The sequence below is a fragment of the Janthinobacterium sp. PSPC1-1 genome, assembly GCF_049897625.1.
Classification (GTDB): Bacteria; Pseudomonadota; Gammaproteobacteria; order Burkholderiales; family Burkholderiaceae_D; genus Janthinobacterium; species Janthinobacterium tructae.
Genome location: NZ_JAFCWP010000002.1, coordinates 347,113 through 369,844, shown reverse-complemented (window position 1 = coordinate 369,844; position 22,732 = coordinate 347,113). Strand labels below are relative to the sequence as shown.

Genomic DNA, 22,732 nt, shown 5'->3' with positions numbered 1-22,732 from the left:
TAAGCATCACGGCTTCTGCACTGGAATCTTTTTATCGTCCGCCTTGATGTCGGAAGCAATTTCCGGCTTGGCGCCGATCTTCTCCGCCTTCGGGTCCACCTTGGCCAGCTGCACCGGCAAGCCCTGGAAGTGGTTCAAGGCTTGCTGCAGCTGGAAATCGTCCTTGGCGCCGTATTCGAGCGGCTTGCGCTTTTTCGCCGTGGCGATCAGGCGCTGCTCTTCTTCCAATTGATCCTGCATGCCTTCCATGGTCGGCTTGGCCGCTTCCGGCTTGCCATCGTTGCTGCTTAAGTGTTTTTCCAGGTCCGCCTCGCGCACGCGCAGGCTGTTCCAGCCATCGCCTTCGGCCGTTTCATCGACCAGCAAGTCGGGCACGATGCCGCGCGCCTGGATGGCCCGGCCTTTCGGCGTGTAGTAGCGGGCCGTCGTCAGCTTGACGGCCGTGTCGGCTGTGATCTGGCGCAAGGTTTGCACAGAACCCTTGCCGAACGTTTGCGTGCCGATGACGGTGGCACGCTGGTAATCCTGCAAGGCGCCGGCGACGATTTCCGAGGCGGACGCGGAGCCAGCATTGACCAGCACCACCAGCGGCACGGTTTTCAGTGCGGCCGGCAGCTTGGCCAGCGGGTCGGCCTTGGCGCCCGGCGGCGCATAGAATTCGCGGCGGCCATAAAACACTTGCTTCGACTCCGGCAACTGGCCCTTGGTGGAAACGATCACGGAATTACCCGGAAGAAATGCCGTCGCCACGCCGATGGCACCCGGCACGACGCCACCGGGATCGTTGCGCAAGTCCAGCACCAGGCCCTTGAGCTTGGGATCTTGCGCATACAGCGCGTTGATCTTTTTGACCATGTCATCGACGGTCGGTTCCTGGAACTGGGCGATGCGTAGCCAGGCATAGCCGGGCGCGACCATCTTGGCCTTCACGCTTTGCACGCGGATTTCCTCGCGCACGATGGGGAACACCAGTGGGCGGCTTTCGCCCTTGCGCGACATGGTCAGCACCAGCTTGCTGCCCGGCTGGCCGCGCATCTTCTTGATGACGTCCTCCAGCTGCAAGCCCTTCAGGGGGATATTGTCGAGGCGGGTGATCAGGTCGCCAGCCAGGATGCCGGCCTTGGCGGCCGGGCTGTCCTCGATGGGCGAGACGACTTTCACGTAGCCGTCTTCCATGCTCACTTCGATGCCGATGCCGACAAACTTGCCTTGCACGCTTTCGCGCATTTCCTTGAAGGCATTTTTGTCCAGGTAGACGGAATGCGGGTCCAGCGACGAGACCATGCCGGAAATGGCTTCCGTCAAGAGTTTCTTGTCTTCCACCTTCTCGACATAATCGGACTTGATCAGGCCGAAGACGTCGGACAGCTGGCGCAGCTCGTCGAGCGGCAGCGGGGCATTCGTGATTTTCTGCGCCACGGCCGGGAATTGCAGCGACATGCCGATGCCGGCCAGGACGCCCAGACCGATCAGGCCGATACTTTTGACTTTGATACCCATGTATTCTTCGCAATCTACAAATTCGCTGGGGAACTTAAAACTTCACCCAGGTGGCGGGGTCGAAGGCGCGGCCCTGATGGCGCAATTCAAAGTATAGCCCTGATTCCTCGTTGCCGCCGCTATTGCCCGCGCTAGCAATGGCGTCGCCACCCTTGACGGCATCGCCCACGCGTTTCAGCAAGGATTGGTTATTGCCATAAATACTCATGTACTGGCCGCCATGGTCGACGATGATCAAATTGCCGAAACCGCGCAGCCAGTCGGAAAACACGACCCGGCCGCCAGCGATGGCGTGGATTTCGCTGCCTTCGCCCGTGCGGATGAACACGCCCTTCCAGCTGGGGCCGTCACCGCGCTTGCTGCCGAAGCGGGCGGCGATCTTGCCCGCCACAGGGGCGCGCAACTGCCCTTTCAGGCTGGCAAAGGCGCCGGCCGGCGCGGCCGGGCCCAGGCTTGGGCGTTCCGGCTCCGGTTCCGGCTTCGGCTCTGGTTTCGGCGTTACCTTGGCCACCTGCGGCGGCTCGTCGTCGTCGATCGGTTCCAGTTTCACGGGCGCTGGCGGCGTCTGCGGCTTGATCTTGCCCGATTTGTTTTGTTGTTCTTTCGCCAGGCGTTCGCGTTCGGCCTGCGCCTGGGCGGCCTTGGCGCGCGCGGCCAGCAAGCGTTCGCGTTTTTCCGCGGCGATCTTGGCGTCGGCGGCCGCTTTCGCGGCGGCGCGCTGCTCGGCCAGCAATTGCTGGCGTTTCTTTTCGGCCGCAGCGGCAGCGGCCTGCTCTTCGATCAGTTTCGCCAGCTTGTCGACCAGGCTGCCCATGCGCTGTTCGTCGCGCTCGACATTGCCCACTTCCTTGCGCTGCGCCACCAGGCGCTGCGACAAGCTCGTCAGCAAGGCGGCGCGGCGCGCCTTCTCCTGCACCAGCAGGGCCTTCTGGTCGCGCTCTTCCTGTGCGATTTCTTCCAGTTCATCCTTGGCGTTCTGCACGTCCGCCTGGTTTTTCTCCACCGCCAGCAAGTTGGCGCGCAAGGCCTCCAGCAGGCGCGCCTGCGCCTGCGACACATAGGCCATCAATTGCAAGTCGCGGTTGATGCGGTTCGGATTGTCGCCCGACAAGAGCAGCTTGATGCGGTCTTCGTTGCCGGCGACATATTGTTCACGCAGCAATTTGGACAGCTGCGCTTTTTGTTTTTCGACGGTGACCGTCAGTTGCTGGTGCTCTTGCCCCAGCGCATTGAGTTTCACGCCCGTCGCGCTTTGCTCCTGCGCCAGGTCGCGCAAGGCACGGTTGGCGTTGGAAATGGCCTCTTCCGACTCGGCCAGGGTATCGGCCGCGTCATCCTTGGCAGTTTCCGTGCGGCTGATGTCGCGCTTGAGCGCCGTCAGCTTTTGTTGCAATCCAGCACGTTGTGCTTCCGCGGCCGCTTTCTGCTTGCTGCGTTCGGTGGGCTTGGCACCCTGTGCGGCAGCGCTGGAGAACAGCAGCGCTGCGCACAGCATGGCGCCGGCGCGCCACGCCGGCAGGGGTCGTTCAGCAGAGGGGGCGATGGCTGTGCCGCGGAAGAAAGACAACAAGTTACTTGGCCTTCCCTTGGTTCGCCACGGCCGCTTGCGCTGCCGCAATCGCTGCCGGGTCGCCCAGGTAGTAATGACGGATCGGTTTCAGGTCGGCGTCCAGTTCATACACGAGCGGCTGGCCGTTCGGAATATTCAGGCCGACGATATCGCTGTCGCTGATGCCATCGAGCATCTTGATCAGCGCGCGCAGGCTGTTGCCGTGGGCCGAAATGATGATTTTCTTGCCGGCACGGATGGCCGGGGCGATTTCCTCATCCCAGGACGGCATCACGCGCGCCACGGTGTCTTTCAGGCATTCGGTCAGCGGAATCGACGCTTTCGGCAAGCCGGCGTAGCGCGGATCGTTGAACGAGGCGCGGTCATCGTTCGCTTCCAGCGGCGGCGGCGGCGTGTCGTAGCTGCGGCGCCACACCAATACTTGCTCGTCGCCATACTTGGCGGCCGTCTCCCCCTTGTCCAGGCCTTGCAAGGCGCCGTAGTGGCGCTCGTTCAAGCGCCAGTCGTTCTTGATTGGCAAATACATCATGTCCATCTCGTCGAGCGCCAGCCACAGGGTGCGGATGGCGCGCTTCAGGACGGAAGTGTAGGCCACGTCGAACGTAAAACCTTCCTGCTTGAGGATCTGGCCGGCGGCCCTGGCTTCGTTGACGCCCTTTTCCGTCAGATCGACGTCGGTCCAGCCGGTGAAGCGGTTATCGAGATTCCAGGTGGACTCGCCGTGACGCATGAAAACGATTTTGTACATAGTTCTATCTTCTCAAGGGGTTCAAATCAAAAAAGCAAAACGTAAAAAGACCTCGTCCAGCTTCTATTTTATAATGCGCGGATTGACTTAAACCATTGGACCCTACGTGAAATTCATTATCGACCACATTTTTCTGTTTGCCATCGTCATTATTTCCGGCGGCGCCCTCCTCTGGCCACTGCTGTCGATGCGCGGCAAACGCGCGACCGTGCTGGAAGTCACGCAACTGATCAACCGAGGCAAGACCATCATTGTCGACGTGCGCAGCGCGGAAGAATTCGCCACGGGCCACTTGCCTGACGCAAAAAATATGCCGCTGCCGGAACTGGCAAAACGCCTGGGCGAGCTGGAAAAATTCAAAACACGCCCCATTGTAGTGGTTTGCCAGAAAGGTTCGCGTTCGGCAACGGCCGTCGGCCTGCTGGGCAAAGCCGGTTTCGCTGAGGCAACGAGCCTGGAAGGCGGCATCGACGAATGGAAAAAGCAGGGTTTGCCATTGAAAACCTTGTCGCTGGCGAAGTAAGCCGGCCTTAACTGAAGGAAGCATCATGACCGTACCAGTAATTGTTTACAGCACCGCCGTGTGCCCGTATTGCGTGCGCGCCGAGCGCCTCTTGGAAGCCAAGGGCGTGACCGTGCAAAAGATCCGCGTCGACCTCGACCCGGAAGAGCGCATCAAGATGATGGAACGCACGGGCCGCCGCACGGTGCCGCAGATCTATGTGGGCGAAACCCACGTGGGCGGTTTCGACGATTTGTATGCGCTCGATCAAGCCGGCAAGCTGGACCCCTTGTTAAATGGCACGGCAGCCTGATATAAAGCGGGTTCGAGAAATTGCTTGGTTTTTTGTCGTATTGTTTTGATACAATTGCCCTCGCACCTGATCTGGCCGCGCCTACCCGGCGCGGTTTGAATACCGCAAGCACCATATTTGAACGGTGTGCCGTTCTTGTCCTTTACAACGAAAGCGTTCCATGTCTGACGAAAATCTGCAACCAGTCTTCCAAATCCAACGCGTCTACCTGAAAGACATGTCGCTGGAACAACCAAATTCCCCAGCTATTTTCCTGGAACAAGAAGCACCAGCGATCGAAGTGGCTCTGGACGTGGGCGCTGCGCCTCTGGCCGACGGTATCTTCGAAGCCACCGTGACCATCACCGTGACCGCCAAAGTCGGCGATAAGGTCGCTTTCCTGGTCGAAGGCAAGCAAGCTGGTATCTTCGAAGCACGCAACATTCCTGCCGATCAACTCGATCCGCTGCTGGGAATCGGCTGCCCGAACATCATCTACCCTTACCTGCGCGCCAACATCGCCGACGTGATCACCCGTGCCGGCTTCCCGCCAGTGCACCTGGCCGAGATCAACTTCGAAGTGTTCTACCAACAACGTCTGCAAGCTATTGCTGACGCCGCTGCCGCAGCGCCAGCAGCCAGCGAAACGCACTAAGAACATCTCACCAAACCTGCTGCGCGGCGCGCCTTGCGGTCTGCGATGCTCGCTGTGCCCTGGCACAGCTGCGCTTCTCGGCCACAATGCACTGCCGCTCGCGACGGTTTTGTGAGTGTTCTATACTGCAGGTAAGAAACGGCGGCCTGGCCGCCGTGTTTCGTTAAGGTTCAAAATATCATGTTGAAAAGTGCGCTCTTGAGCAAGTTCCGCTGGATCGCCGGCGCCGTGCTGCTGCTGGCCACCGCCGCCAGTCACGCCGTCGATTTCAAAACGGTGGGAGCAAACCCCGTGATCCTGTACGACGCGCCGTCCGCCAAGGGCGGCAAGCTGTACGTGGCGCCACGCGGCATGCCGCTGGAAGTCGTGCTCAGCTACGGCGAATGGGTCAAGGTACGCGACGCCAGCGGCGAAATGGCCTGGACCGAAGCCAAGGGCCTGTCGGCCAAGCGCAACGTTGTGGCGCGCGCTGCGAACCTCAAGGTTCGCGCCAGCCCCGATGACACCGCCTCCGCCATCATCCTCGTCGACAAGGGCGTGCTGCTGGAAATGAGCGAGCAACCAAGCTCCGGCTGGATTAAAGTGCGCCACAAGGATGGCCAGAGCGGCTACGTCAAGACCAGCGAAGTGTGGGGCTTGTAAGCACCGCGCCCGTCCCCCCTGCCCTGTTGAGGTTGCATGCAAGTTTCTCCTGAAGTCACTCCCGATAGTATTCCCGCCGTCCGCAAGATCACCGTCCTGGGCGCCGGCGCCTGGGGCACGGCCGTGGCCATGGCCCTGGCCGGCCGCCATGACGTGCTGCTGTGGGGCCGCAACGCCGAAGCCATGGCCGCCATGACCGCCAGTGGCGAAAACAGTTATCTGCCCGGTTTCCCTTTACCGCCTCAACTGCGCATCAGCGCCGATTTCGACGCCGCCGTCGCGCATGCCAGCGGCGAACACGGCCTCTTGATCGCCGCCTGCCCCGTGGCGGGCTTGCGGCCGATGCTGCATCAACTGAAAGATCAACTGAAAGACAGAGCCATCGGCAACCTGGTGTGGCTCTGTAAAGGCTTTGAAGGCGGCACGGGCCTGCTGCCGCACCAGATCGTGCAGGAAGTGCTGGGCGACAAGATCCCCGGCGGCGCCCTGTCCGGCCCCTCGTTCGCGCAGGAAGTGGCGCGCGGCTTGCCGTGCGCGCTGACCATCGCCTCGCACAGCGCCGCCTTGCGTGGCGCCGTCGTCTCGGCCTTGCATGGCGGCACCATCCGCGTGTATGCCAGCGACGACCTGGTGGGCGTGGAAGTGGGCGGCGCCGTGAAAAACGTGCTGGCGATCGCCACCGGCGTGGCCGACGGCCTGGGCCTGGGCTTGAATGCGCGCGCCGCGCTGATCACGCGTGGCCTGGCGGAAATCACGCGCCTGGGCACGGCCCTGGGTGGCCAGACGGAAACGTTCATGGGGCTGACGGGCATGGGCGACTTGATTCTCACCTGCACGGGCGACCTGTCGCGCAACCGCCGGGTCGGCCTGGGCCTGGCACAAGGCAAGGCGCTGGCCACCATCGTGGCCGAACTTGGTCATGTGGCCGAAGGCGTGCCGTGCGCCAAGGCCGTGCGCGAACTGGCGCGCCGCATGGGCGTCGACATGCCGATCACCAACGCGGTGGCCGGCGTGCTGTTCGATGGCGATTTGCCGCACGTGATGGTGCAGCAACTGCTGTCTCGCGATCCGCGCGCCGAGGCGGCCTGAGCACGTGTACGTGTAATAACGCCTAACAAAACCGTAGCGAGCGGATGCGAGTTGTGGCTGAGAAGCGGAGCTGTGCTTTAGCACAGTGAGCATCGCAGGCCGCAAATCGCGCCGCGCAGTAGGTTTGGTTAGGTGTTCTTAGCGCCCCGCCTTGGCCATCAAGATCGTCAGCAGCACCAGACTGTCTTCGCGCGCTTCCAGCGCATGCGCCTGGCCGCCGTGCAGATACAGCATCTGCCCCGGCCCCAGCACCTGCTCCCCGCCATGCGCCGTCACCGCCACCTGCCCTTGCAGGCACAGCAGGGTGATTTCACCAAGCACATGATGCTCGGGCATGGTCTTGCCCTTGGGCATGCACATGCGGATCAATTCCAGTTCATCCGTCTTGGCCAGCGCGATGGCGGAAAACTGCGACAGGTCGTCGCCGTCCCTGCGCAGCACCTCGATCACCTGTCCTGAACTTGCGTGCTCCAGTGCCATCATGTGCTCCTTCAGCAATTACTCGGGGACTTCCTCCGGCTCTTTCGCGCCGCGCATCCATTCGACCAGCGGCCATGCGTCCTGCAAGCCTTGCGCCAGGGTCGGCAGCAGTTTTTCCGGTTCGTTGACGGGCAGCGGCACTTCGGTCCAGACAAAAAAGCTTTTCAGCTTGATGAATTCGATATGTTCGGCATCCGCGTCAAACCCCTTGGGCGGGCGCTGCAACTTGCCCTCGTTCTGGATGCTGCCGAAACGGGCTTTCAAACGCTTATTTTTCAGCACTTTGGAAAAACCTGGCGCGTCGTTGACCATGTGTTCGCGCAGCGCCTTCAGGCGGCCTGGTGGCGGCATGTATTCGCCGGCACCGAACAGCAAATTGCCCTGACCATCGATCTGCAGATAATACGTGGGGCCGCCCGCCTTGCTGGGACGGCGCATGTCGTTCGGCGCGATGGCGGCCGAAAAACGCGTTTTATACGGGCTTTTATCGTGCGCGAAACGCACGTCGCGGTTGATGCGGAACATGGCCTTCTTCGGATTGCAGTATTTCACGGCCGGATCGAACTTGCCGAGCTCCGCAATGAGTGACGTCACCAGCGCCAGGAATTCCTCGCGCAGGATGTCGTAGCGGGGCTTGTTCATGACAAACCAGGGACGGTTGTTGTTGTCGCTCAGTTCACGTAAAAATTGGGTCAAATCACGCACATGCATGTGTCAAATTCCGATCAGCAACTATTTGGAAAGCTCTTTCGGGATGGGGCGCTTGCCCACCATCACATCGAGCGCCGCTTCGCGATTCTTGCGCAGCACCGTCATTTTAGCTTTTTCGCCGGGCGGCAGTTGGGCGATCAGGTTCAGCATTTCCGTCGTGTCGCCCACGGGCTTGCCTTGCACCGTCAGCAGGATATCGCCGGGCACGATGCCCGCCTTGTCGGCCGGGCCGTTGCGCACCACGCCGGCGATGATGGCGCCGCTGGAGCGCTGCAAGTTGAAGCTTTGCGCCAGCTCGGGCGTGATGTCCTGCGTTTCCACGCCGATCCAGCCGCGCACCACGTGGCCATCCTTGATGATGGCTTCCATCACCGTCTTGGCCGTCGAGACGGGAATGGCGAAGCCGATGCCGACGGAACCGCCGCTTTGCGAGTAAATCGCCGTATTGATGCCGATCAAGTTGCCGCGCGTATCGACCAGGGCGCCGCCCGAATTGCCGAAGTTGATGGCCGCATCCGTCTGGATGAAGTTTTCAAAGCTGTTGATGTGCAGGTTGTTGCGGCCCAGCGCGGAGATGATGCCCATGGTCACCGTCTGGCCCACGCCGAACGGGTTGCCGATGGCCAGCACCACGTCGCCCACGCGCGCCAGTTCCGACTGGCCCAGCACGATGACGGGCAACTTGTCGAGGTTGATCTTGATCACGGCCAGGTCCGTTTCCGGGTCCAGGCCGACGATCTTGGCGGGCGCCTTGCGGCCATCGGTGAGCACCACTTCGATTTCGTCGGCGCCTTCGACCACATGGTTGTTGGTCAGCACATAGCCTTCATGGCTGACGATGACGCCGGAACCGAGGCTGTTTTTCAAGTCCTCGCCATCCTCAGCGTCCGGGTCGCGCTCGCCGAAGAAACGTTTGAAGAAGGGATCGCGCGCCAGCGGATGGGCGCCGCGCTTGGGTACTTGCAGGGTGAGGATGTTGACGACGGCGGGCATGGCGCGCGCCGCCGCGTCGCGGTAGGAACCGGGCGCCAGGCTGCTCGACGCCGTTTCCACCACGGGCACCGGCTTGGCGGGAGAGCCCAGTTGCTGTACCCGGCTGGCCGGGCGCAGCGCGCCGTACACAAAGTACAGCGCCAACGCGATCGTCACGGTTTGCGCAAACAATAACCAGAATCGTCGCATAGTTCTCAGCCCAGGTCAGCCGGCCGGTGCCGGAACGGCTTATTTTGCCAGATTGTTGCTGTTGCGTGCGTTCTGCTGCAGGGAATCGCGGATTTCACGCAGCAGCACGATGTCTTCCGGCGTGGCCGGTGCCGGTGCTGGCGCGACCGGTTCGCTGCGGCGGGCCTTGTTCATCAGGCGCACCATCTGGAAGATGATGAAGGCAAGAATGATAAAGTTGAGCAAAATGGTCAGAAAGTTACCGTAGGCCAGCACGGCACCCGCCTTTTTCGCTTCCACCAGGGTCATCGTCGTGGCTTGGCCGTTCAGGGGCAGGTAGTAATTGGCGAAATCGAGGCCGCCGAAAATGCGGCCGATGGGCGGCATGATCACGTCTTGCACCAGGGAATCGACAATCTTGCCGAAGGCGCCGCCGATGATGACACCGACCGCCAGATCGACAACGTTGCCTTTCATTGCAAATTCTTTAAATTCTTTCATCATTGCCATGAATTTCTCCTTCGGATAGATATAAAAACATGCCGATCATACTATTGATTCCCAGCGCCACCAACTTGTGGTTGTAGTCAAGACCAATTCGTGCACAGCCGGGCGCATCTAGTTCGAAAGAACTAGCCACCTCCTGCAAAAGTATATAAATTATGGTACAAGCAACGTTTTTATTCTATTCGTTGTTTGCTTCACTTATAATTTGCGGTTGCCAGAAGTGGATTTTTCACTTCCGGATAATCAACAAGAAACTGGCATGGGCTGCGCCATTGGCCGAAGTTCCGCAGGGATGTTGCCACTTTACCGCGCAAAGACGCGGGTTGCGGCAATCAGTGGGAAAGAGCTTCGGCGACGGGTTTTTCGCGGCTGCCACTCATAATAAAGATTCGCATTTTGACTGATTGGGGTTTGCATGAGTAACGAAAAGCAGGTCGATTCAGGCCGTCGCGGCTTGCTCGTCGCCACGTGCGCGGCGGGCAGTGTAGTTGGATTGGCAACCGCGGGAGCCTTGGTAAGCACCTTCCAGCCGTCGGAGCGCGCGAAAGCGGCTGGCGCGCCGGTCGAAGTAGACATCACCACCTTGCAACCCGGCGAAATGCGCACCGTCGAATGGCGCGGCAAGCCGGTCTGGATTCTGAAGCGCACGCCGGAAATGATCGCGTCCCTGAAAAAGACCGATGGCAAAGTCGCCGATGCCAATTCGCAACGCAATCCCGCCGAATTCACGCCTGACTACTGCATGAACGAAGCGCGCTCGATCAAGCCTGAAATTCTCGTCGCCGTCGGCATCTGCACCCATCTGGGCTGCTCCCCTTCCTCGAAATTTGCCCCCGGCCCGCAACCGTCGCTGCCCGATGACTGGGAAGGCGGCTTCCTGTGCCCTTGCCACGGCTCCACCTTCGACATGGCAGGCCGCGTGTTCAAGAACAAGCCGGCGCCGGACAACCTGCAAGTGCCGCGCCATATGTACCTGAGCGACACCAAATTGCTGATAGGTAAAGACGAGAAAGGCGAGGCTTGATCATGGCAGCTTTTAAAGAAACGAAATTCCCGGCAGACGCTCCCGTCGCCGAAAAAGCGCTGGGCTGGGTCGATGACCGCTTTCCCCTGACCAAGCTGTGGAACGACCAATGGGGCAAGTACTACGCCCCGAAAAACTTCAATTTCTGGTACATCTTCGGCTCGCTGGCCATGCTGGTGCTGGTCTTGCAGATCGTCACCGGCATCTTCCTGACCATGCATTACAAACCGGATGCGGCCCTGGCCTTCAATTCCGTCGAGTACATCATGCGCGAAGTACCGTGGGGCTGGCTGGTGCGCTACATGCACTCGACGGGCGCCTCGGCCTTCTTCATCATCGTCTACCTGCACATGACGCGCGCCCTGCTGTACGGCTCCTACCGCAAGCCACGTGAGCTAATCTGGCTGTTCGGTTTCGCCATCTTCCTGTGCCTGATGGCCGAAGCGTTCTTCGGCTACCTGCTGCCATGGGGCCAGATGTCGTACTGGGGCGCCCAAGTGATCGTCAACCTGTTCGGCGCCATCCCGTTCATCGGCCCTGACCTGTCGCTGTGGATCCGCGGCGACTACGTTGTGTCCGACGCGACCCTGAACCGCTTCTTCGCCTTCCACGTGATCGCCATCCCGCTGGTACTGCTGGGCTTGGTTGCAGCGCATTTGATCGCCCTGCATGAAGTCGGTTCGAGCAATCCGGACGGCATCGAAGTGAAGGAAAACCTGGGCGCCGATGGCCACCCGCTCGATTCGATTCCATCGCATCCGTACTACACCGTGCATGACCTGTTCGGCGTATCGATCTTCCTCGTCATTTTCAGCGCCGTCGTGTTCTTCGCGCCGGAAATGGGCGGCTATTTCCTGGAATACAACAACTTCCTGCCCGGCGATTCGCTGAAAACCCCGCTGCACATCGCGCCAACCTGGTACTTCACGCCGTTCTACTCGGTGCTGCGTGCCACCACGGCCGACTTCATGTACGTGCTGATGGGTGTCGTGGCGGCCTACGTGGTGTTCATCTGGCTCAAGTCGCGCCTGTCGACGACCGTCAAGTCGGCCATCGCCGGCATCGCCATCGTCGCCATCATCGGCATGCTGCCGCAGGTGCTGGACGCGAAATTCTGGGGCGTGGTGTTCTTTGGCGGTTCCGTCGTGATCCTGGCCTTCCTGCCATGGCTCGACCATTCGCCCGTGAAATCGATCCGCTACCGTCCGAGCTGGCACAAATATGTGTACGCCATCTTCGGCCTGTCGTTCCTGATCCTCGGCTACCTCGGTACCCAGGCGCCAACGGATACGAAAACCATCGTGTCGCAAGTGTGCACACTGATTTACTTCAGCTTTTTCCTGCTGATGCCATGGTGGAGTGCAATGGGCAAGTTCAAGACCGTGCCGTCGCGTGTGACGTTTCACCCGCACTAAGCCGCTCTCACGCCACGCTCAAAGGACATACATCATATGAAGATTGCAAAAAAACTGCTCGCCATCCTGGCCTTCGTGCCCGCCATGGCTCTCGCCAACGAAGGCGGCTTTCCGCTGGACAAGGCTCCTGACCGCCAGACCAACATGGCAGCGCTGCAGCATGGCGCCAAATTGTTCGTCAATTATTGCCTGAATTGCCACGCCGCCGTGTCAATGCGCTACAACCGCCTGCGCGACCTGGGCTTGACGGAAGACCAGATCAAGCAGAATCTGTTGTTCTCAGGTGATAAAGTCGGCGACTTGATGACGACTAGCCTGGCACCGCAGGACGCCAAGGCCTTCTTTGGCGTCGTACCGCCGGATTTGTCGGTAATTTCGCGCGCGAAATCATCTTCCGCTGGCACTGGCGGCGACTACCTGTATACTTACCTGCGTACGTTCTATAAAGACGACACTCGGCCGACCGGCTGGAACAACATGGTCTTGCCGAATGTTGCCATGCCGCATGTATTGTGGGAATTGCAAGGTGTCCAGACTGCCAAGTTCGTGGAAGAGACGGATCCCCACGAGCCCAGCAAGAAGATCCACAAATTTGCCGGCTTCGAGCAGGTCAAGCCCGGCACGTTGAACAAGATCGAGTATGACAATGCGGTAGCCGACCTGGTCGGCTACATGGAGTGGATGGCCGAACCGGCACAGCAAACACGCAAACGCCTGGGCGTGTGGGTGCTGCTGTTCCTGTCGGTATTTGCTCTGCTGGCATGGCGCCTTAACGCGTCGTTCTGGAAGGAAGTCAAATAAGTGAGGCGCCGGCCATAGGCCGGTTTATGCCTGTTTCTGCATTGTCCGCATGAGTGGACAAGCGACCTGGGGTGAGCCGTTCGCGGCTTCACCCCCTTTGTTTCTAAGGAACTATAAAAAATGATGGTTCTCTATTCGGGTACAACCTGCCCATTTTCGCAACGCTGCCGCCTGGTCCTGTTTGAAAAAGGCATGGACTTCGAAGTGCGCGACGTCGACCTGTTCAACAAGCCGGAAGATATTTCGACCATGAACCCGTATGGCCAAGTGCCTATCCTGGTCGAGCGCGAACTGATCCTGTATGAATCGAACATCATCAACGAGTACATCGATGAGCGCTTCCCGCATCCGCAACTGATGCCGGCCGATCCGCTGATGCGTGCCCGCGCGCGCCTGATGCTGTTCAATTTCGAAAAAGAACTGTTCGTGCACGTGCACGTGCTGGAAAGCGAGCGCGCCAAGAGCAACGACAAGGCCCACGACAAGGCACGCGCGGAAATCCGCGACCGCCTGACGACCCTGGCGCCGCTGTTCCTGAAAAACAAGTACATGCTGGGCGACGAATTCTCGATGCTCGACGTGGCTGTCGCGCCGCTGCTGTGGCGCCTGGACCACTACGGCATCGAACTGTCGAAGACGGCCGCACCGCTGATGAAATACGCCGAACGCATCTTCTCGCGTCCAGCCTATATCGAGGCATTGACCCCTTCCGAAAAGGTCATGCGCCGCTAAAGATAATCCCGGCAGGCCGCGCCTGCCGGGATATCTGCGTCTTTTGAATTACCGGTGCGCCCGCCTCATGCTTGATGGGGGCGCTCCCGCCTCACAGTGTCTACCATGTCTGAAATCTCAACCAAACCTTATATGCTGCGCGCCATCTACGAATGGTGCACCGACAGCGGCTACACGCCTTATCTCGCGGTCAAAGTCGATTCGCGCACCACGGTACCGATGGAATACGTGAAAAAGGGCGAAATCGTGCTCAACATCAGCTTCGGCGCCACCAGCGGCCTGAAGATGGACAACGACGCCGTCCGCTTCCACGCCCGCTTTGGCGGTGTCTCGCGCGAAATCTACGTACCGGTCGACAACGTGATGGCCATCTACGCCAACGAAAACGGCCAGGGCATGGCCTTCGAGCCCGTGCTGGGCAACGATGACCCCGACGCGCAACCGACCGACAGCCCGGCCTCCGCCGACCTGCCACCGCCAGCGCTGGCCCCGGTCTCCAGCGCCCCGACCCTGTCGTCCGTGCCAACCAGTTCCCCCGAACAACGCGACAACGCCACGCCCGGCGACGACGAGCCACCAAAAAAAGGCGGCCGCCCGACCCTGACACGCATTAAATAGCGTATAATTCGCAACGCACAGTTTTTGCCGACTTAGCTCATTTGGTAGAGCAGTTGATTTGTAATCATCAGGTGGCCAGTTCGAAACCGGCAGTCGGCACCAGAATTCAGTAGAAAATCAAAGGGTTACCCGCTTCGGTTGGTAGCCCTTTTTTCTTTTCCCCTGCCTGCGGGACACTCCCAGGCCAATTGACACGCGTCCCGTCCAGATAAGCTTGTGCGCGCATTGCTGCACCGCGCAATGACGTCCAGCACATTTAGGCGCAAGATGAGCACGTGCTTGCGCAAAGCAGGCTCCCGATGTCCGGCTTTCCTACCTGGGGAAACATCATGTCCGCACACACTTACAAGCTCATCGAACTGGTGGGCACATCGACCGAGAGCAGCGATCAGGCGATACGCGATGCTATTGCCAAGGCGGCGCTGACGGTCAAGCATATGGACTGGTATGAAGTGACCGAATCGCGCGGCCATATCGTCGACGGCAAGGTGGCGCACTTCCAGGTCACGCTGAAGGTCGGCTTCCGACTCGAATAGGGTAAGGCGGCAACTCACCGCCGCCCGACCACTGCCCGGCTCTCCAGCCACTCGCGGCCGCCGGCCTCCAGCGCGGCTTGAATCACCTTTTCCGGCAAGCTGTACACGGTCGCCCAGCTGGCGCGGCCATCCTGCGTGTTGGCGGGAAAGCTGTGCGTCTCGATGGGCCAGTGGTACTTGCGTTTCAATGCCTTGACGATGGCGGCCAGGGAGACGCGGCCTTGCAGCGGCTCGGCGCCGGACTGGTCGCGGTTCGACAGCAGCACGGCCAGGACCTGGCCGCGGCCCGTGCGTGCGCCGGGGAAAGTGGGAGTTTTGTTTGCCATGGCCTATTTTACCGGGCGTGGCGCGATGTGCCGCACCTTTGATCTGGCGCAAGCGCCGCACCGGCTTTACGGCCACGATGGGTATTTCGCCAGGCGTGCCAGCGCCCCTCCGGCAGCCTGGGCCACTCATCACGGGGCACAGGAGCCTATCATGCACAGCCTGAACATCCACGCCATGCAATGGCAACCCGTTGCCGATATTTCCGCCGTCGACCCGCTGCTGCCTGCGGATCTGGCCTGCTTCCGCGAACTGCGCGACGTGCTGCAGCGCTATGGCGCACTCGACCGCTTCGGTATTTCCCTGATCCACCGCCATTTCGACATCGCCGACGACGAGGAGCTGATGGAATACACAGATGTGGAGCAACGCACCTTGACGGTCAAACCTGTCAAGAAAAGTGACATCGACTGGCAGCACACGACCATTACCAACTGGAAATTGACAGAAGGCGAGGAAGTGGTGCGCATCGGTTGCGGTTGCGCAAGCAATTCGGGTGGCCACCTGGGCTATCACCGCGGTACCTGAGGTTGGCCGAGGCCGCCCGCAAAGCGGCGTCGGCCTTTCTTACACTTGACCTCTTTCAGTTCAGCCCGCTTTAGGCAAGTACTTGATTCAATAAACTTTTTTTATGTGGCACGCAAGCTGCTTATCTGTGTCTACGAGATGAATCCAGGCATGTCATTCTGGATTCTTTGTCCCCCCGGATTTCCCGACACTGACCACGATAAGAGGCTGCGATGAACGTCAATCACACACGAAGCAAGACCCTGGGCTGGCTGGGCGCACTGGCGGCGGCAAGCCTGCTGGCCAGCGGCCAGGCGCAGGCCGGCGCGTACGGCCTGGCCGTCAATGAGTTGAACAATTTCCGCATCACCACCAGCGCTGGCGCGCTGTCGCTGGCCGGCGCCAACCGCAATGCCAGCGACAGCGCCTTCTTCGAAGGTGGCGTGGCCGTCAATCCGCGCGCCGTCAATACGGGGCCGGCCGCCAACGCCGACGTGCTGCAAGTGTGTTCGGGTGGCGGCTGCAGCGGCTTGCCGCAAAACCACTACGCACCCAGTCCCAGTTCCACCCTGGAATTCGCGCGCGGCGATGCGCACGCCTTCGGCAATATGCTCAATGGCGGCGCCAGCGTGCAAGCCGTGGCGGAAACACAGCGCAACACGGTCGGCGCCGCCACGGCCATGGCCGGCGACACGCTCACCGGCTCCGTCAACCTGACCCTGTCGAGCGCCGGCTTCATCACCTTCAGCTTTATGGGACGGCGCGACTTGCGCACCAGCGTGACGACCTTGGGCGACAAGTCGAACGTGTCGATCATGGATATCTTCAATATCTCCTGCAACAGCGCCAGCCCCGTCGGCTGCCTGTCGAACGCGAATGCCGATGGCGTGATCTTCCAGTTCGCCCCCGACGGCAACCCGAACAATGGTAGCGATATCAACGGCAACCATGGCGCCGGCAGCCTCGACCCGTTCAGCCTGAACTTGACGGCCGGCACGAATGACCCCGCTACCGGGCGCGCCTTCACGAATGGCTTTGCGCTGTTTTCCCTGACCTCGAGTTTCGCCCTGCCCGCCGGCAGCTATACCTTGAACTTTGCCAAGTCCACACGCACCGACATCGTCGTCATCGATCCCCTGGCCGTGCCGGAACCCGGCAGCCTGTTCCTGCTGGGTCTGGGGCTGGCCGCCCTGGCGTTCACGCGCCGCCGCCAGCCGGAATAGACACTGGCATGCCTACAACACGCGGCGCCTTTGCAGACGCCGCGTGTTGTAGACGCCGGCAGAGGCGTTTTACCCCAGCCGTGCCAGTGCCTGGCGCGCCAGTTGCAACTGCTGCAGATAGTAGCGGTGCAGCATGGCGGGGTCACTCAGGTCGCGCCCGAGTACCAGGCGCAGCTCGCTGGCCGGGCAGTCGGCGGCCTGGGTCTGCACCTGCGGCCCAAGCTGGCGGGCCAGCTGGCGCGCCGCCTGCTCTTGCGCGGGCCGGTATTCGACGCGCGTGCGCGCCACCTGGAAGCTGGTTTCATTGGCCAGGCGCACCACCTGCACAGGAGCGCCAGCCAGGCTGCGCGCCAGCGCGGCTGCCATGCCCGGCACACCGTTGCCATTCACAATTTCCAGGCGCGGCTGCGGCGCGGGCGCCGCCGGCATGGGCCGCTCGGGCACTGCGGCGGGTACGCTGCGCACCGCTGCCAGCACGCGCTGCAGCTGGGCCATACCATCGCTCTGCGTGATCTCCACGCGCGCCATGGCGGGCGCATCCGGCACCGGCGCGGGCACAGGCACAAGCTGCGGCGCCGCCGCGCCGCGCAAGACCGCCAGGTCGCGCCGCAAGTCGTGTTCCCGCAAGCTGGCCGCCTGGCGCCGCATGAGGACGGCGCGCTCGTGCTGTCCCAGGCGCTCCAGCACCTGCGCCAGGTGCTGCCAGGCCAGCGCATTGAGCGGATCGAGCAAACACGCCTGTTCCAGCGCGGGCAACGCTTGCGCATCGCGTCCGCTCAGAGAATAGGCATGGCCGAGATTGCTGAACAGATAGGCCTGATGCGGCCGCGCCATGCCCATTTCCTGCGTCAAGGCCAGCCAATGGGCGATCGCCGCGTCGTGTTCGCCCCGCTGCGCATGCAGCACGGCCAGACCGTTGCGCGCGTTCACGTGGCGTGGCGCAAGGCGCAGCGCTTGCTCATAGGCCGCTTGCGCGGCGGGCAAGTCGCCCCGCTCGAAATGCTGGCGCCCCGCCACATAGGCGGCATCGGCGTCAGGCCACGCCGGTACCGGTGCATGGGCCAGTTGCGTGGTACAGGCGGCCAGGCCAAGGCAGGCACAAGCGGCGGCCAGGCGGGAGAGCGTCAAGCGCATGGTAACTCCTTTCAGCGGCTGGCCATGGCCGGCACGAGCACGCGATAGACTTCGATCACGGCCGGCCCCATGAGCACCAGCATCAGGGTGGGAAAGACGCAAAATATCAGCGGGAACAGCAGTTTCAGGGCGATCTTCGCCGCCGCCTCCTCGGCCAGCAGACTGCGCTTGCTGCGCAGGTTTTCCGAATGCACGCGCAGCGAATCGCCCATGCTGGTGCCGAAGCGTTCTGATTGGATCAGCATGGCGACGAGGGTGTCGACATCTTCCACGCCGCTGCGCAGGGCCAGGTTGCGCAGCGCCTTTTCCTTGGAAAAGCCGGCGCGCATTTCCATCAGCACCAGTTGCAATTCCTGCGCCAGCACCATGCTTTTGATGTGGATCTCGCCCGATACCTTGACCAGCGCGCGCTCCAGGCTCAGGCCCGCTTCCACGCACACGGTCAGCAAGTCGAGCGCATCGGGGATATTTTCAAAGATGTCGCGCTGGCGCCGCTTGGCCGTGCTGGCCAGTACCATGTTCGGCAGGTAATAGCCGATGGTGGCGCTGACGCACAGCAGCAACAGCAGCACGCTGCGCAGCTGCGCCGCCATGGCGCTGGCCGCGTACAGCCCCAGCACGGTGGGAAACAGCAGGGCCAGCACGGTTTTCGCCGCAAAGTACAGGGCGGGCGCGCTTGCTTGCCGCCAGCCCGCGTTCATGAAACGCGTGCGCAGCGGCGAGCGCTCCCAGCCCTCTTCCGGCAGCGACAGCTTGCTGAACGGCTGCGCCACGCGCGCCACGCGCTCCACCCAGCCAGAGTCGGCCACCGCATCGCTGGCCGCCGGCGCCGTGGCGCCGAACAGGCGCTGGCGCAGGGCGCCGGGAAAGAAGATCAGCCACGCCAGCAGGGCCAGCGCCACCACCACGACGAAGACAATCACGAGAAACAGCAGTTGCGAAGCGCTCATGCCACCCCCTGTTGTTATATCCTGATACGTATCACATTGCGCATCCAGACCACGCCCAGCGCCACCATGCCGGCCGCGTACCACAGCAACTTGATGCCGCTGGGATCGGTCCACAGCAAGCGGATGTATTGCGGGTTGACCAGCGCCATGACGCCGATCATCACCACCGGCATCAGTCCCAGCACCCAGGCCGACATGCGCCCCTCGGCCGACAGCACGCGCACCTGCCCCAGCAGTTTCAAACGGGCGCGGATGATGCGCGCGATGCTGACCAGCACTTCGGCCAGATTCCCCCCTGATTCGCGCTGCACCAGCACGGCGATGACGAGGTAGCGCAAGTCCGTCAGCGGAATGCGCGCGGCCAGGTTTTGCAGCGCCTCGTTCATCGGCACGCCGTAATTGATCTCTTCGTGCGCCATCTTGAATTCGCCGCTGATCGGCTCATTGAGTTCGTCGCCCACCATCTGCAGCACATTCGAAAACGAGTGCCCGGCGCGCAAGGCGCGGGCCAGGAAATCGGCCGCTTCCGGCAATTGCGCCTCGATCTTTTTCAGCCGCGCCGCACGCGCGCGCAGCACCAACAGGCACGGTCCGCTCACGGCGCTGGCCAGCAGCAGCAAGGCGCCGGGAAAAGGCATGGGCCAGGCCGCCAGCAGCAGCAAGGCCGCCAGCAACAAGGCACCCATGACGCCGATGAATTGCGCCACCGACCAGGACAAGCCCGATTGCAGCAGCAGGTGGTCGAGCTTTGCCGCCTGCGGCACGCGCCGCAGCAAACGCTCCAGTCCGGGCGCACGCGCATAGCGGCGTTGCTTGAGGATGGAGATCCGCTCCCCACCCGCCTCGCCGCGCGCCGCCATCAGCCGCAAGCGCCGGTTGATGCGTCGCGCCGCGCTGCCATGCGTGCCCGACCACCACAGCCAGGCGCCTTCCACCATCAGGATGCAGGCGGCGAACAGCAGCACGGCAAAGCCGTAGAACACCAGGTCCATGATCCCTCTCCCTTACTCGTAAATGCGATCCGGGTCGAACACGCTGTCGGGCACGGGTGCGCCGAACATGCGCAGGCGCTCCGTGAAGCGGGGCCGTACGCCCGTGGCGCAGAAGTGGCCCTGCACCTTGCCCTCGGCATCGACGCCCGTCTGCTCGAAGCGGAAGATTTCATGCATGGCGATGATGTCGCCTTCCATGCCCGTCACCTCCTGCAAGCTGACCAGCTTGCGCGCGCCGTCCGTCAGGCGCGACACCTGCATCACCACCGTCACGGCCGAGCAGATCTGCTGGCGCGTGGCACGCGGCGTCAGGTTCACGTTGGCCATGCCAACCATGTTTTCCAGCCGCGCCAGCGCATCGCGCGCCGTGTTCGAGTGGATGGTCGCCAGCGAACCCTCATGGCCCGTGTTCATCGCCTGCAGCATGTCGAGCGCCTCGGCGCCGCGCACCTCGCCCAGGATGATGCGGTCGGGGCGCATGCGCAGTGCATTGCGCACCAGCGCGCGCTGGCTCACTTCGCCCTTGCCCTCGATATTCGGCGGACGCGTTTCCAGGCGCACCACGTGCGGCTGGCGCAACGCCAGTTCGGCCGCATCCTCGATGGTGACGATGCGCTCGCTGCCGGGAATGAAGCCGGACAGCACGTTGAGCAAGGTCGTCTTGCCGCTGCCCGTGCCGCCCGAGATCAGGATGTTGATCTTGGCCTGGCCCAGCGCCTGCAGCACCTGCACCATGGGCGGCGTCAGGCTCTTGTAGTCGAGCAGGTTGGCTATGGTCAGGGGCTGCACGGCAAAGCGCCGGATCGACAATATCGGGCCATCGACGGCCAGCGGCGGAATGATGGCGTTGACCCTGGAGCCGTCCGGCAGGCGCGCATCGACCATCGGGCTCGATTCATCGACGCGCCGTCCCACGCGCGAGACGATCTTTTCGATGATCTTCATCAGGTGCGCATTGTCGTGGAACGTCACGTCCGTCAGCTGCAGCCGCCCGCCCCGCTCGACATACACCTTGTCGCAGGTATTGACGAGGATGTCGGACACGCTGGCGTCGGCCAGCAAGGGCTCGAGCGGGCCAAAGCCCAGCATCTCGTGCTGGATATCGAGCACCAGGCTATGCCGCTCATGCTGGTTCAGCACGATGCGCTCTTCCTCGATGACGCGCTGCACCAGCAGCGCCAGCTCGTGCTTGAACTGCTCCGCCGTCAGGCGTTTCAGGCGCTCCAGGTCAATACGGTCGAGTATCGTCTGGTGCATGGTCTTTTTCAGTTCCTGGTAAGCGTGCAGCGCCAGCGCGCCTTGTCCATTCGTGGCGGGGCGCACCGTTTCATTTGCCGCCAGGCGTTCGCGTAAAGTCATCTCGGCTCCCATGATGGCCCCCGGCGGGAGCCTTGACATCTATTCCGCTCCTAGGCCTCGCTGCGGCTGAACAGGCGGTCGAACAGGCCGCGGCTTTCCGTCACGCGGCGCGCCGTCACCAGCTCCACCAGCTCGGCCAGGCTGCGCGCCACGGCGCTGGTGCGCGACAGCTGCAGCAGCGGGATGCCCTGGTTGACGGAATCCGTGGCGGCGATGTAATCGTTGGGCACCGTGTGCACCACTTCGGCGCCCAGCGCCTGCTCCAGGTCCGCCAGGCGCAGGCGCCCACCCTTTTCATAGCGGTTGACGATCAGGCGCAGGCGCTCGCCCGGATAGCCGAGCGAGCGGAAAATGTCGAGCAGACGGCGCCCGTCGCGGATGTCGGGCAGGGCCAGCTGCAGCACCGGATAGATGGCGTCGGCGTTGTCGAGCGCGCGCAGCGACAGCGCATCGATCTGGCGCCCCACGTCGAGCACGATGTAGTCGTAGTGCTGGCGCGCCACGGCCAGGATGCGGTCCATGTGCTCGGGCTGCATGTCGACCTTGTGCGCGGGATCGTCGGCCGCCGCCAGCACGCCGAAGTTCGGCGTCACGTGCACCAGGCACGAGGCGAGAAAGGCGCCATCCATGCGCGCGATCTGCGCGCAGATGTCGGACAGCGTCATGGCCGGCTTCTGGTCCGACACGTACAAAGTGGCGTCGCCGAACTGGCCGTGCAGATCGATCAGCAGCACCTTGCAACCGGCCAGGCTGGCTAGCGCGTAGGAAAAGTTCGTCGACAGGAAGGTGGCGCCGCTGCCGCCCTTGCACGAAATAAAGGCCAGCACCTTGCCGTCGCGCATCTGCGTCACGCCGGCCTGGATGTCGACCCGGTCCATCGCCTCGTGAAAGGCCTTGTGCACCAGCGGCAGTTGCAGCACTTCGCGCATGCCGGCGCGCATGGCGCGGATCAGCACATCCTGCTGCTGGCCGCGCGTGAGCAGCATCAGCACGGCCAGCGGATACTGGCGCGCCAGCCGCTCCAGCAAGTCCGCCTCTTCGGCGTCGATGCCGCTGGCGTCGACGATCACCAGCTCGGGCGCTTCGGGCAGCATGCGCTCGACGGCATCGCGCAGGCCGCTGCGCCGCTCCAGCAGACGCAGCACCGGCATGCGGGCCGCACCTTGCGCGGCGATTTCTTCATGCAAGCTGGCGTCGCGGCTAATCATCAAGGCTTTCATCGCACTTCCTCGCTTCTTTCAGGTCAACACAGTCGGCTGC

26 protein-coding genes and 1 tRNA gene are annotated in these 22,732 nt (G+C 62.1%); 14 read left to right on the top strand and 13 right to left on the bottom strand.

Features of this window, described 5'->3' with window-relative positions; all coding sequences use genetic code 11:
- Positions 1 to 6: 6 nt before the first annotated feature.
- The 3 genes from ACP7EG_RS09210 to gpmA all read right to left on the bottom strand — a co-directional run bounded on the left by ACP7EG_RS09210 (position 7) and on the right by gpmA (position 3,818).
- The gene (locus ACP7EG_RS09210) at positions 7 to 1,500 is read right to left on the bottom strand and encodes a S41 family peptidase (RefSeq protein WP_071079847.1); all 1,494 of its coding nucleotides are present in this window, start codon (positions 1,498 to 1,500) and stop codon (positions 7 to 9) included.
- Positions 1,501 to 1,534: 34 nt separating this feature from the next.
- On the bottom strand, positions 1,535 to 2,995 hold the full coding sequence (locus ACP7EG_RS09205) for a murein hydrolase activator EnvC family protein (RefSeq protein ID WP_426087633.1): 1,461 nt from the start codon (positions 2,993 to 2,995) through the stop codon (positions 1,535 to 1,537).
- A gap of 76 nt (positions 2,996 to 3,071) precedes the next feature.
- Positions 3,072 to 3,818 (bottom strand): 2,3-diphosphoglycerate-dependent phosphoglycerate mutase, encoded by a 747-nt coding sequence (gene gpmA / locus ACP7EG_RS09200; RefSeq protein ID WP_141171394.1) that lies wholly within the window; start codon positions 3,816 to 3,818, stop codon positions 3,072 to 3,074.
- A 106-nt stretch (positions 3,819 to 3,924) separates the two neighbouring features.
- Here gpmA and ACP7EG_RS09195 point away from each other — a divergent pair, with 106 nt between their 5' ends.
- The 5 genes from ACP7EG_RS09195 to ACP7EG_RS09175 all read left to right on the top strand — a co-directional run bounded on the left by ACP7EG_RS09195 (position 3,925) and on the right by ACP7EG_RS09175 (position 6,998).
- Positions 3,925 to 4,341 carry a rhodanese-like domain-containing protein gene (locus tag ACP7EG_RS09195; protein ID WP_071079850.1) on the top strand — a complete coding sequence of 139 codons (417 nt, stop codon included), beginning with the start codon at positions 3,925 to 3,927 and terminating at the stop codon, positions 4,339 to 4,341.
- A gap of 25 nt (positions 4,342 to 4,366) precedes the next feature.
- Positions 4,367 to 4,633 carry a glutaredoxin 3 gene (grxC, locus tag ACP7EG_RS09190; RefSeq protein ID WP_096233262.1) on the top strand — a complete coding sequence of 89 codons (267 nt, stop codon included), beginning with the start codon at positions 4,367 to 4,369 and terminating at the stop codon, positions 4,631 to 4,633.
- A 160-nt stretch (positions 4,634 to 4,793) separates the two neighbouring features.
- The gene (gene secB / locus ACP7EG_RS09185; RefSeq protein WP_010394167.1) at positions 4,794 to 5,267 is read left to right on the top strand and encodes a protein-export chaperone SecB; all 474 of its coding nucleotides are present in this window, start codon (positions 4,794 to 4,796) and stop codon (positions 5,265 to 5,267) included.
- Between the two features lie 180 nt (positions 5,268 to 5,447).
- Complete coding sequence (locus ACP7EG_RS09180) at positions 5,448 to 5,909, top strand: SH3 domain-containing protein (protein ID WP_116742969.1); 462 nt, start codon at positions 5,448 to 5,450, stop codon at positions 5,907 to 5,909.
- A 36-nt stretch (positions 5,910 to 5,945) separates the two neighbouring features.
- Positions 5,946 to 6,998, top strand: a complete 1,053-nt coding sequence (locus tag ACP7EG_RS09175; RefSeq protein ID WP_426087388.1) for an NAD(P)H-dependent glycerol-3-phosphate dehydrogenase — start codon at positions 5,946 to 5,948, stop codon at positions 6,996 to 6,998.
- A 138-nt stretch (positions 6,999 to 7,136) separates the two neighbouring features.
- Here the strand turns inward: ACP7EG_RS09175 and ACP7EG_RS09170 are convergent, their stop codons facing one another.
- From ACP7EG_RS09170 to mscL, 4 genes are read right to left on the bottom strand one after another with little or no spacing between them, the layout of a single operon-like run.
- Positions 7,137 to 7,481, bottom strand: coding sequence for a cupin domain-containing protein (locus ACP7EG_RS09170; protein ID WP_426087387.1), 345 nt, complete (start codon positions 7,479 to 7,481; stop codon positions 7,137 to 7,139).
- Between the two features lie 15 nt (positions 7,482 to 7,496).
- Positions 7,497 to 8,189, bottom strand: coding sequence for a DUF2461 domain-containing protein (locus tag ACP7EG_RS09165; RefSeq protein WP_426087386.1), 693 nt, complete (start codon positions 8,187 to 8,189; stop codon positions 7,497 to 7,499).
- 21 nt (positions 8,190 to 8,210) lie between these two features.
- Positions 8,211 to 9,371: a Do family serine endopeptidase gene (locus ACP7EG_RS09160; RefSeq protein WP_096233252.1), complete on the bottom strand. Its 1,161-nt coding sequence runs from the start codon at positions 9,369 to 9,371 to the stop codon at positions 8,211 to 8,213.
- A 39-nt stretch (positions 9,372 to 9,410) separates the two neighbouring features.
- A complete protein-coding gene (mscL, locus tag ACP7EG_RS09155) occupies positions 9,411 to 9,860 on the bottom strand; it encodes a large conductance mechanosensitive channel protein MscL (RefSeq protein WP_070223752.1) in 450 nt (149 codons plus the stop codon).
- Positions 9,861 to 10,272: 412 nt separating this feature from the next.
- On the opposite strand from mscL, the gene petA reads away from it, so the two are divergent.
- From petA to ACP7EG_RS09120, 7 genes are all read left to right on the top strand, one after another.
- The gene (gene petA, locus ACP7EG_RS09150; protein ID WP_099761011.1) at positions 10,273 to 10,881 is read left to right on the top strand and encodes a ubiquinol-cytochrome c reductase iron-sulfur subunit; all 609 of its coding nucleotides are present in this window, start codon (positions 10,273 to 10,275) and stop codon (positions 10,879 to 10,881) included.
- A 2-nt stretch (positions 10,882 to 10,883) separates the two neighbouring features.
- Entirely contained in the window at positions 10,884 to 12,296 is a 1,413-nt protein-coding gene (locus ACP7EG_RS09145) for a cytochrome b (RefSeq protein WP_141171390.1), read from the top strand.
- Positions 12,297 to 12,332: 36 nt separating this feature from the next.
- Entirely contained in the window at positions 12,333 to 13,097 is a 765-nt protein-coding gene (locus tag ACP7EG_RS09140) for a cytochrome c1 (RefSeq protein WP_071079858.1), read from the top strand.
- Positions 13,098 to 13,217: 120 nt separating this feature from the next.
- Complete coding sequence (locus ACP7EG_RS09135; RefSeq protein WP_010394154.1) at positions 13,218 to 13,829, top strand: glutathione S-transferase N-terminal domain-containing protein; 612 nt, start codon at positions 13,218 to 13,220, stop codon at positions 13,827 to 13,829.
- Between the two features lie 105 nt (positions 13,830 to 13,934).
- Entirely contained in the window at positions 13,935 to 14,447 is a 513-nt protein-coding gene (locus tag ACP7EG_RS09130) for a ClpXP protease specificity-enhancing factor (protein ID WP_071079859.1), read from the top strand.
- A 26-nt stretch (positions 14,448 to 14,473) separates the two neighbouring features.
- Positions 14,474 to 14,549, top strand: a tRNA-Thr gene (locus ACP7EG_RS09125).
- A 227-nt stretch (positions 14,550 to 14,776) separates the two neighbouring features.
- Complete coding sequence (locus ACP7EG_RS09120; protein WP_034753599.1) at positions 14,777 to 14,983, top strand: dodecin; 207 nt, start codon at positions 14,777 to 14,779, stop codon at positions 14,981 to 14,983.
- Positions 14,984 to 14,997: 14 nt separating this feature from the next.
- Here the strand turns inward: ACP7EG_RS09120 and ACP7EG_RS09115 are convergent, their stop codons facing one another.
- Positions 14,998 to 15,309 (bottom strand): hypothetical protein, encoded by a 312-nt coding sequence (locus ACP7EG_RS09115; protein ID WP_426087385.1) that lies wholly within the window; start codon positions 15,307 to 15,309, stop codon positions 14,998 to 15,000.
- 151 nt (positions 15,310 to 15,460) lie between these two features.
- Here ACP7EG_RS09115 and ACP7EG_RS09110 point away from each other — a divergent pair, with 151 nt between their 5' ends.
- Together ACP7EG_RS09110 and ACP7EG_RS09105 are read left to right on the top strand one after the other, a co-directional pair.
- Positions 15,461 to 15,835, top strand: coding sequence for a hypothetical protein (locus ACP7EG_RS09110; RefSeq protein ID WP_426087384.1), 375 nt, complete (start codon positions 15,461 to 15,463; stop codon positions 15,833 to 15,835).
- A 212-nt stretch (positions 15,836 to 16,047) separates the two neighbouring features.
- Positions 16,048 to 17,037, top strand: coding sequence for an EDSAP-1 family PEP-CTERM protein (locus ACP7EG_RS09105; RefSeq protein ID WP_426087383.1), 990 nt, complete (start codon positions 16,048 to 16,050; stop codon positions 17,035 to 17,037).
- A 69-nt stretch (positions 17,038 to 17,106) separates the two neighbouring features.
- Here the strand turns inward: ACP7EG_RS09105 and ACP7EG_RS09100 are convergent, their stop codons facing one another.
- Genes ACP7EG_RS09100 through ACP7EG_RS09080 form a run of 5 tightly spaced genes read right to left on the bottom strand, consistent with a single transcriptional unit; the run spans position 17,107 to position 22,692 of the window.
- Positions 17,107 to 18,171 carry a LytR C-terminal domain-containing protein gene (locus ACP7EG_RS09100; RefSeq protein ID WP_426087382.1) on the bottom strand — a complete coding sequence of 355 codons (1,065 nt, stop codon included), beginning with the start codon at positions 18,169 to 18,171 and terminating at the stop codon, positions 17,107 to 17,109.
- Positions 18,172 to 18,182: 11 nt separating this feature from the next.
- Positions 18,183 to 19,121, bottom strand: coding sequence for a type II secretion system F family protein (locus tag ACP7EG_RS09095; RefSeq protein ID WP_426087381.1), 939 nt, complete (start codon positions 19,119 to 19,121; stop codon positions 18,183 to 18,185).
- Between the two features lie 14 nt (positions 19,122 to 19,135).
- On the bottom strand, positions 19,136 to 20,113 hold the full coding sequence (locus tag ACP7EG_RS09090) for a type II secretion system F family protein (RefSeq protein WP_426087380.1): 978 nt from the start codon (positions 20,111 to 20,113) through the stop codon (positions 19,136 to 19,138).
- A 12-nt stretch (positions 20,114 to 20,125) separates the two neighbouring features.
- Positions 20,126 to 21,472 (bottom strand): CpaF family protein, encoded by a 1,347-nt coding sequence (locus ACP7EG_RS09085; protein ID WP_426087379.1) that lies wholly within the window; start codon positions 21,470 to 21,472, stop codon positions 20,126 to 20,128.
- Positions 21,473 to 21,522: 50 nt separating this feature from the next.
- On the bottom strand, positions 21,523 to 22,692 hold the full coding sequence (locus tag ACP7EG_RS09080; protein ID WP_071079867.1) for an AAA family ATPase: 1,170 nt from the start codon (positions 22,690 to 22,692) through the stop codon (positions 21,523 to 21,525).
- Between the last annotated feature and the right edge of the window lie 40 nt (positions 22,693 to 22,732).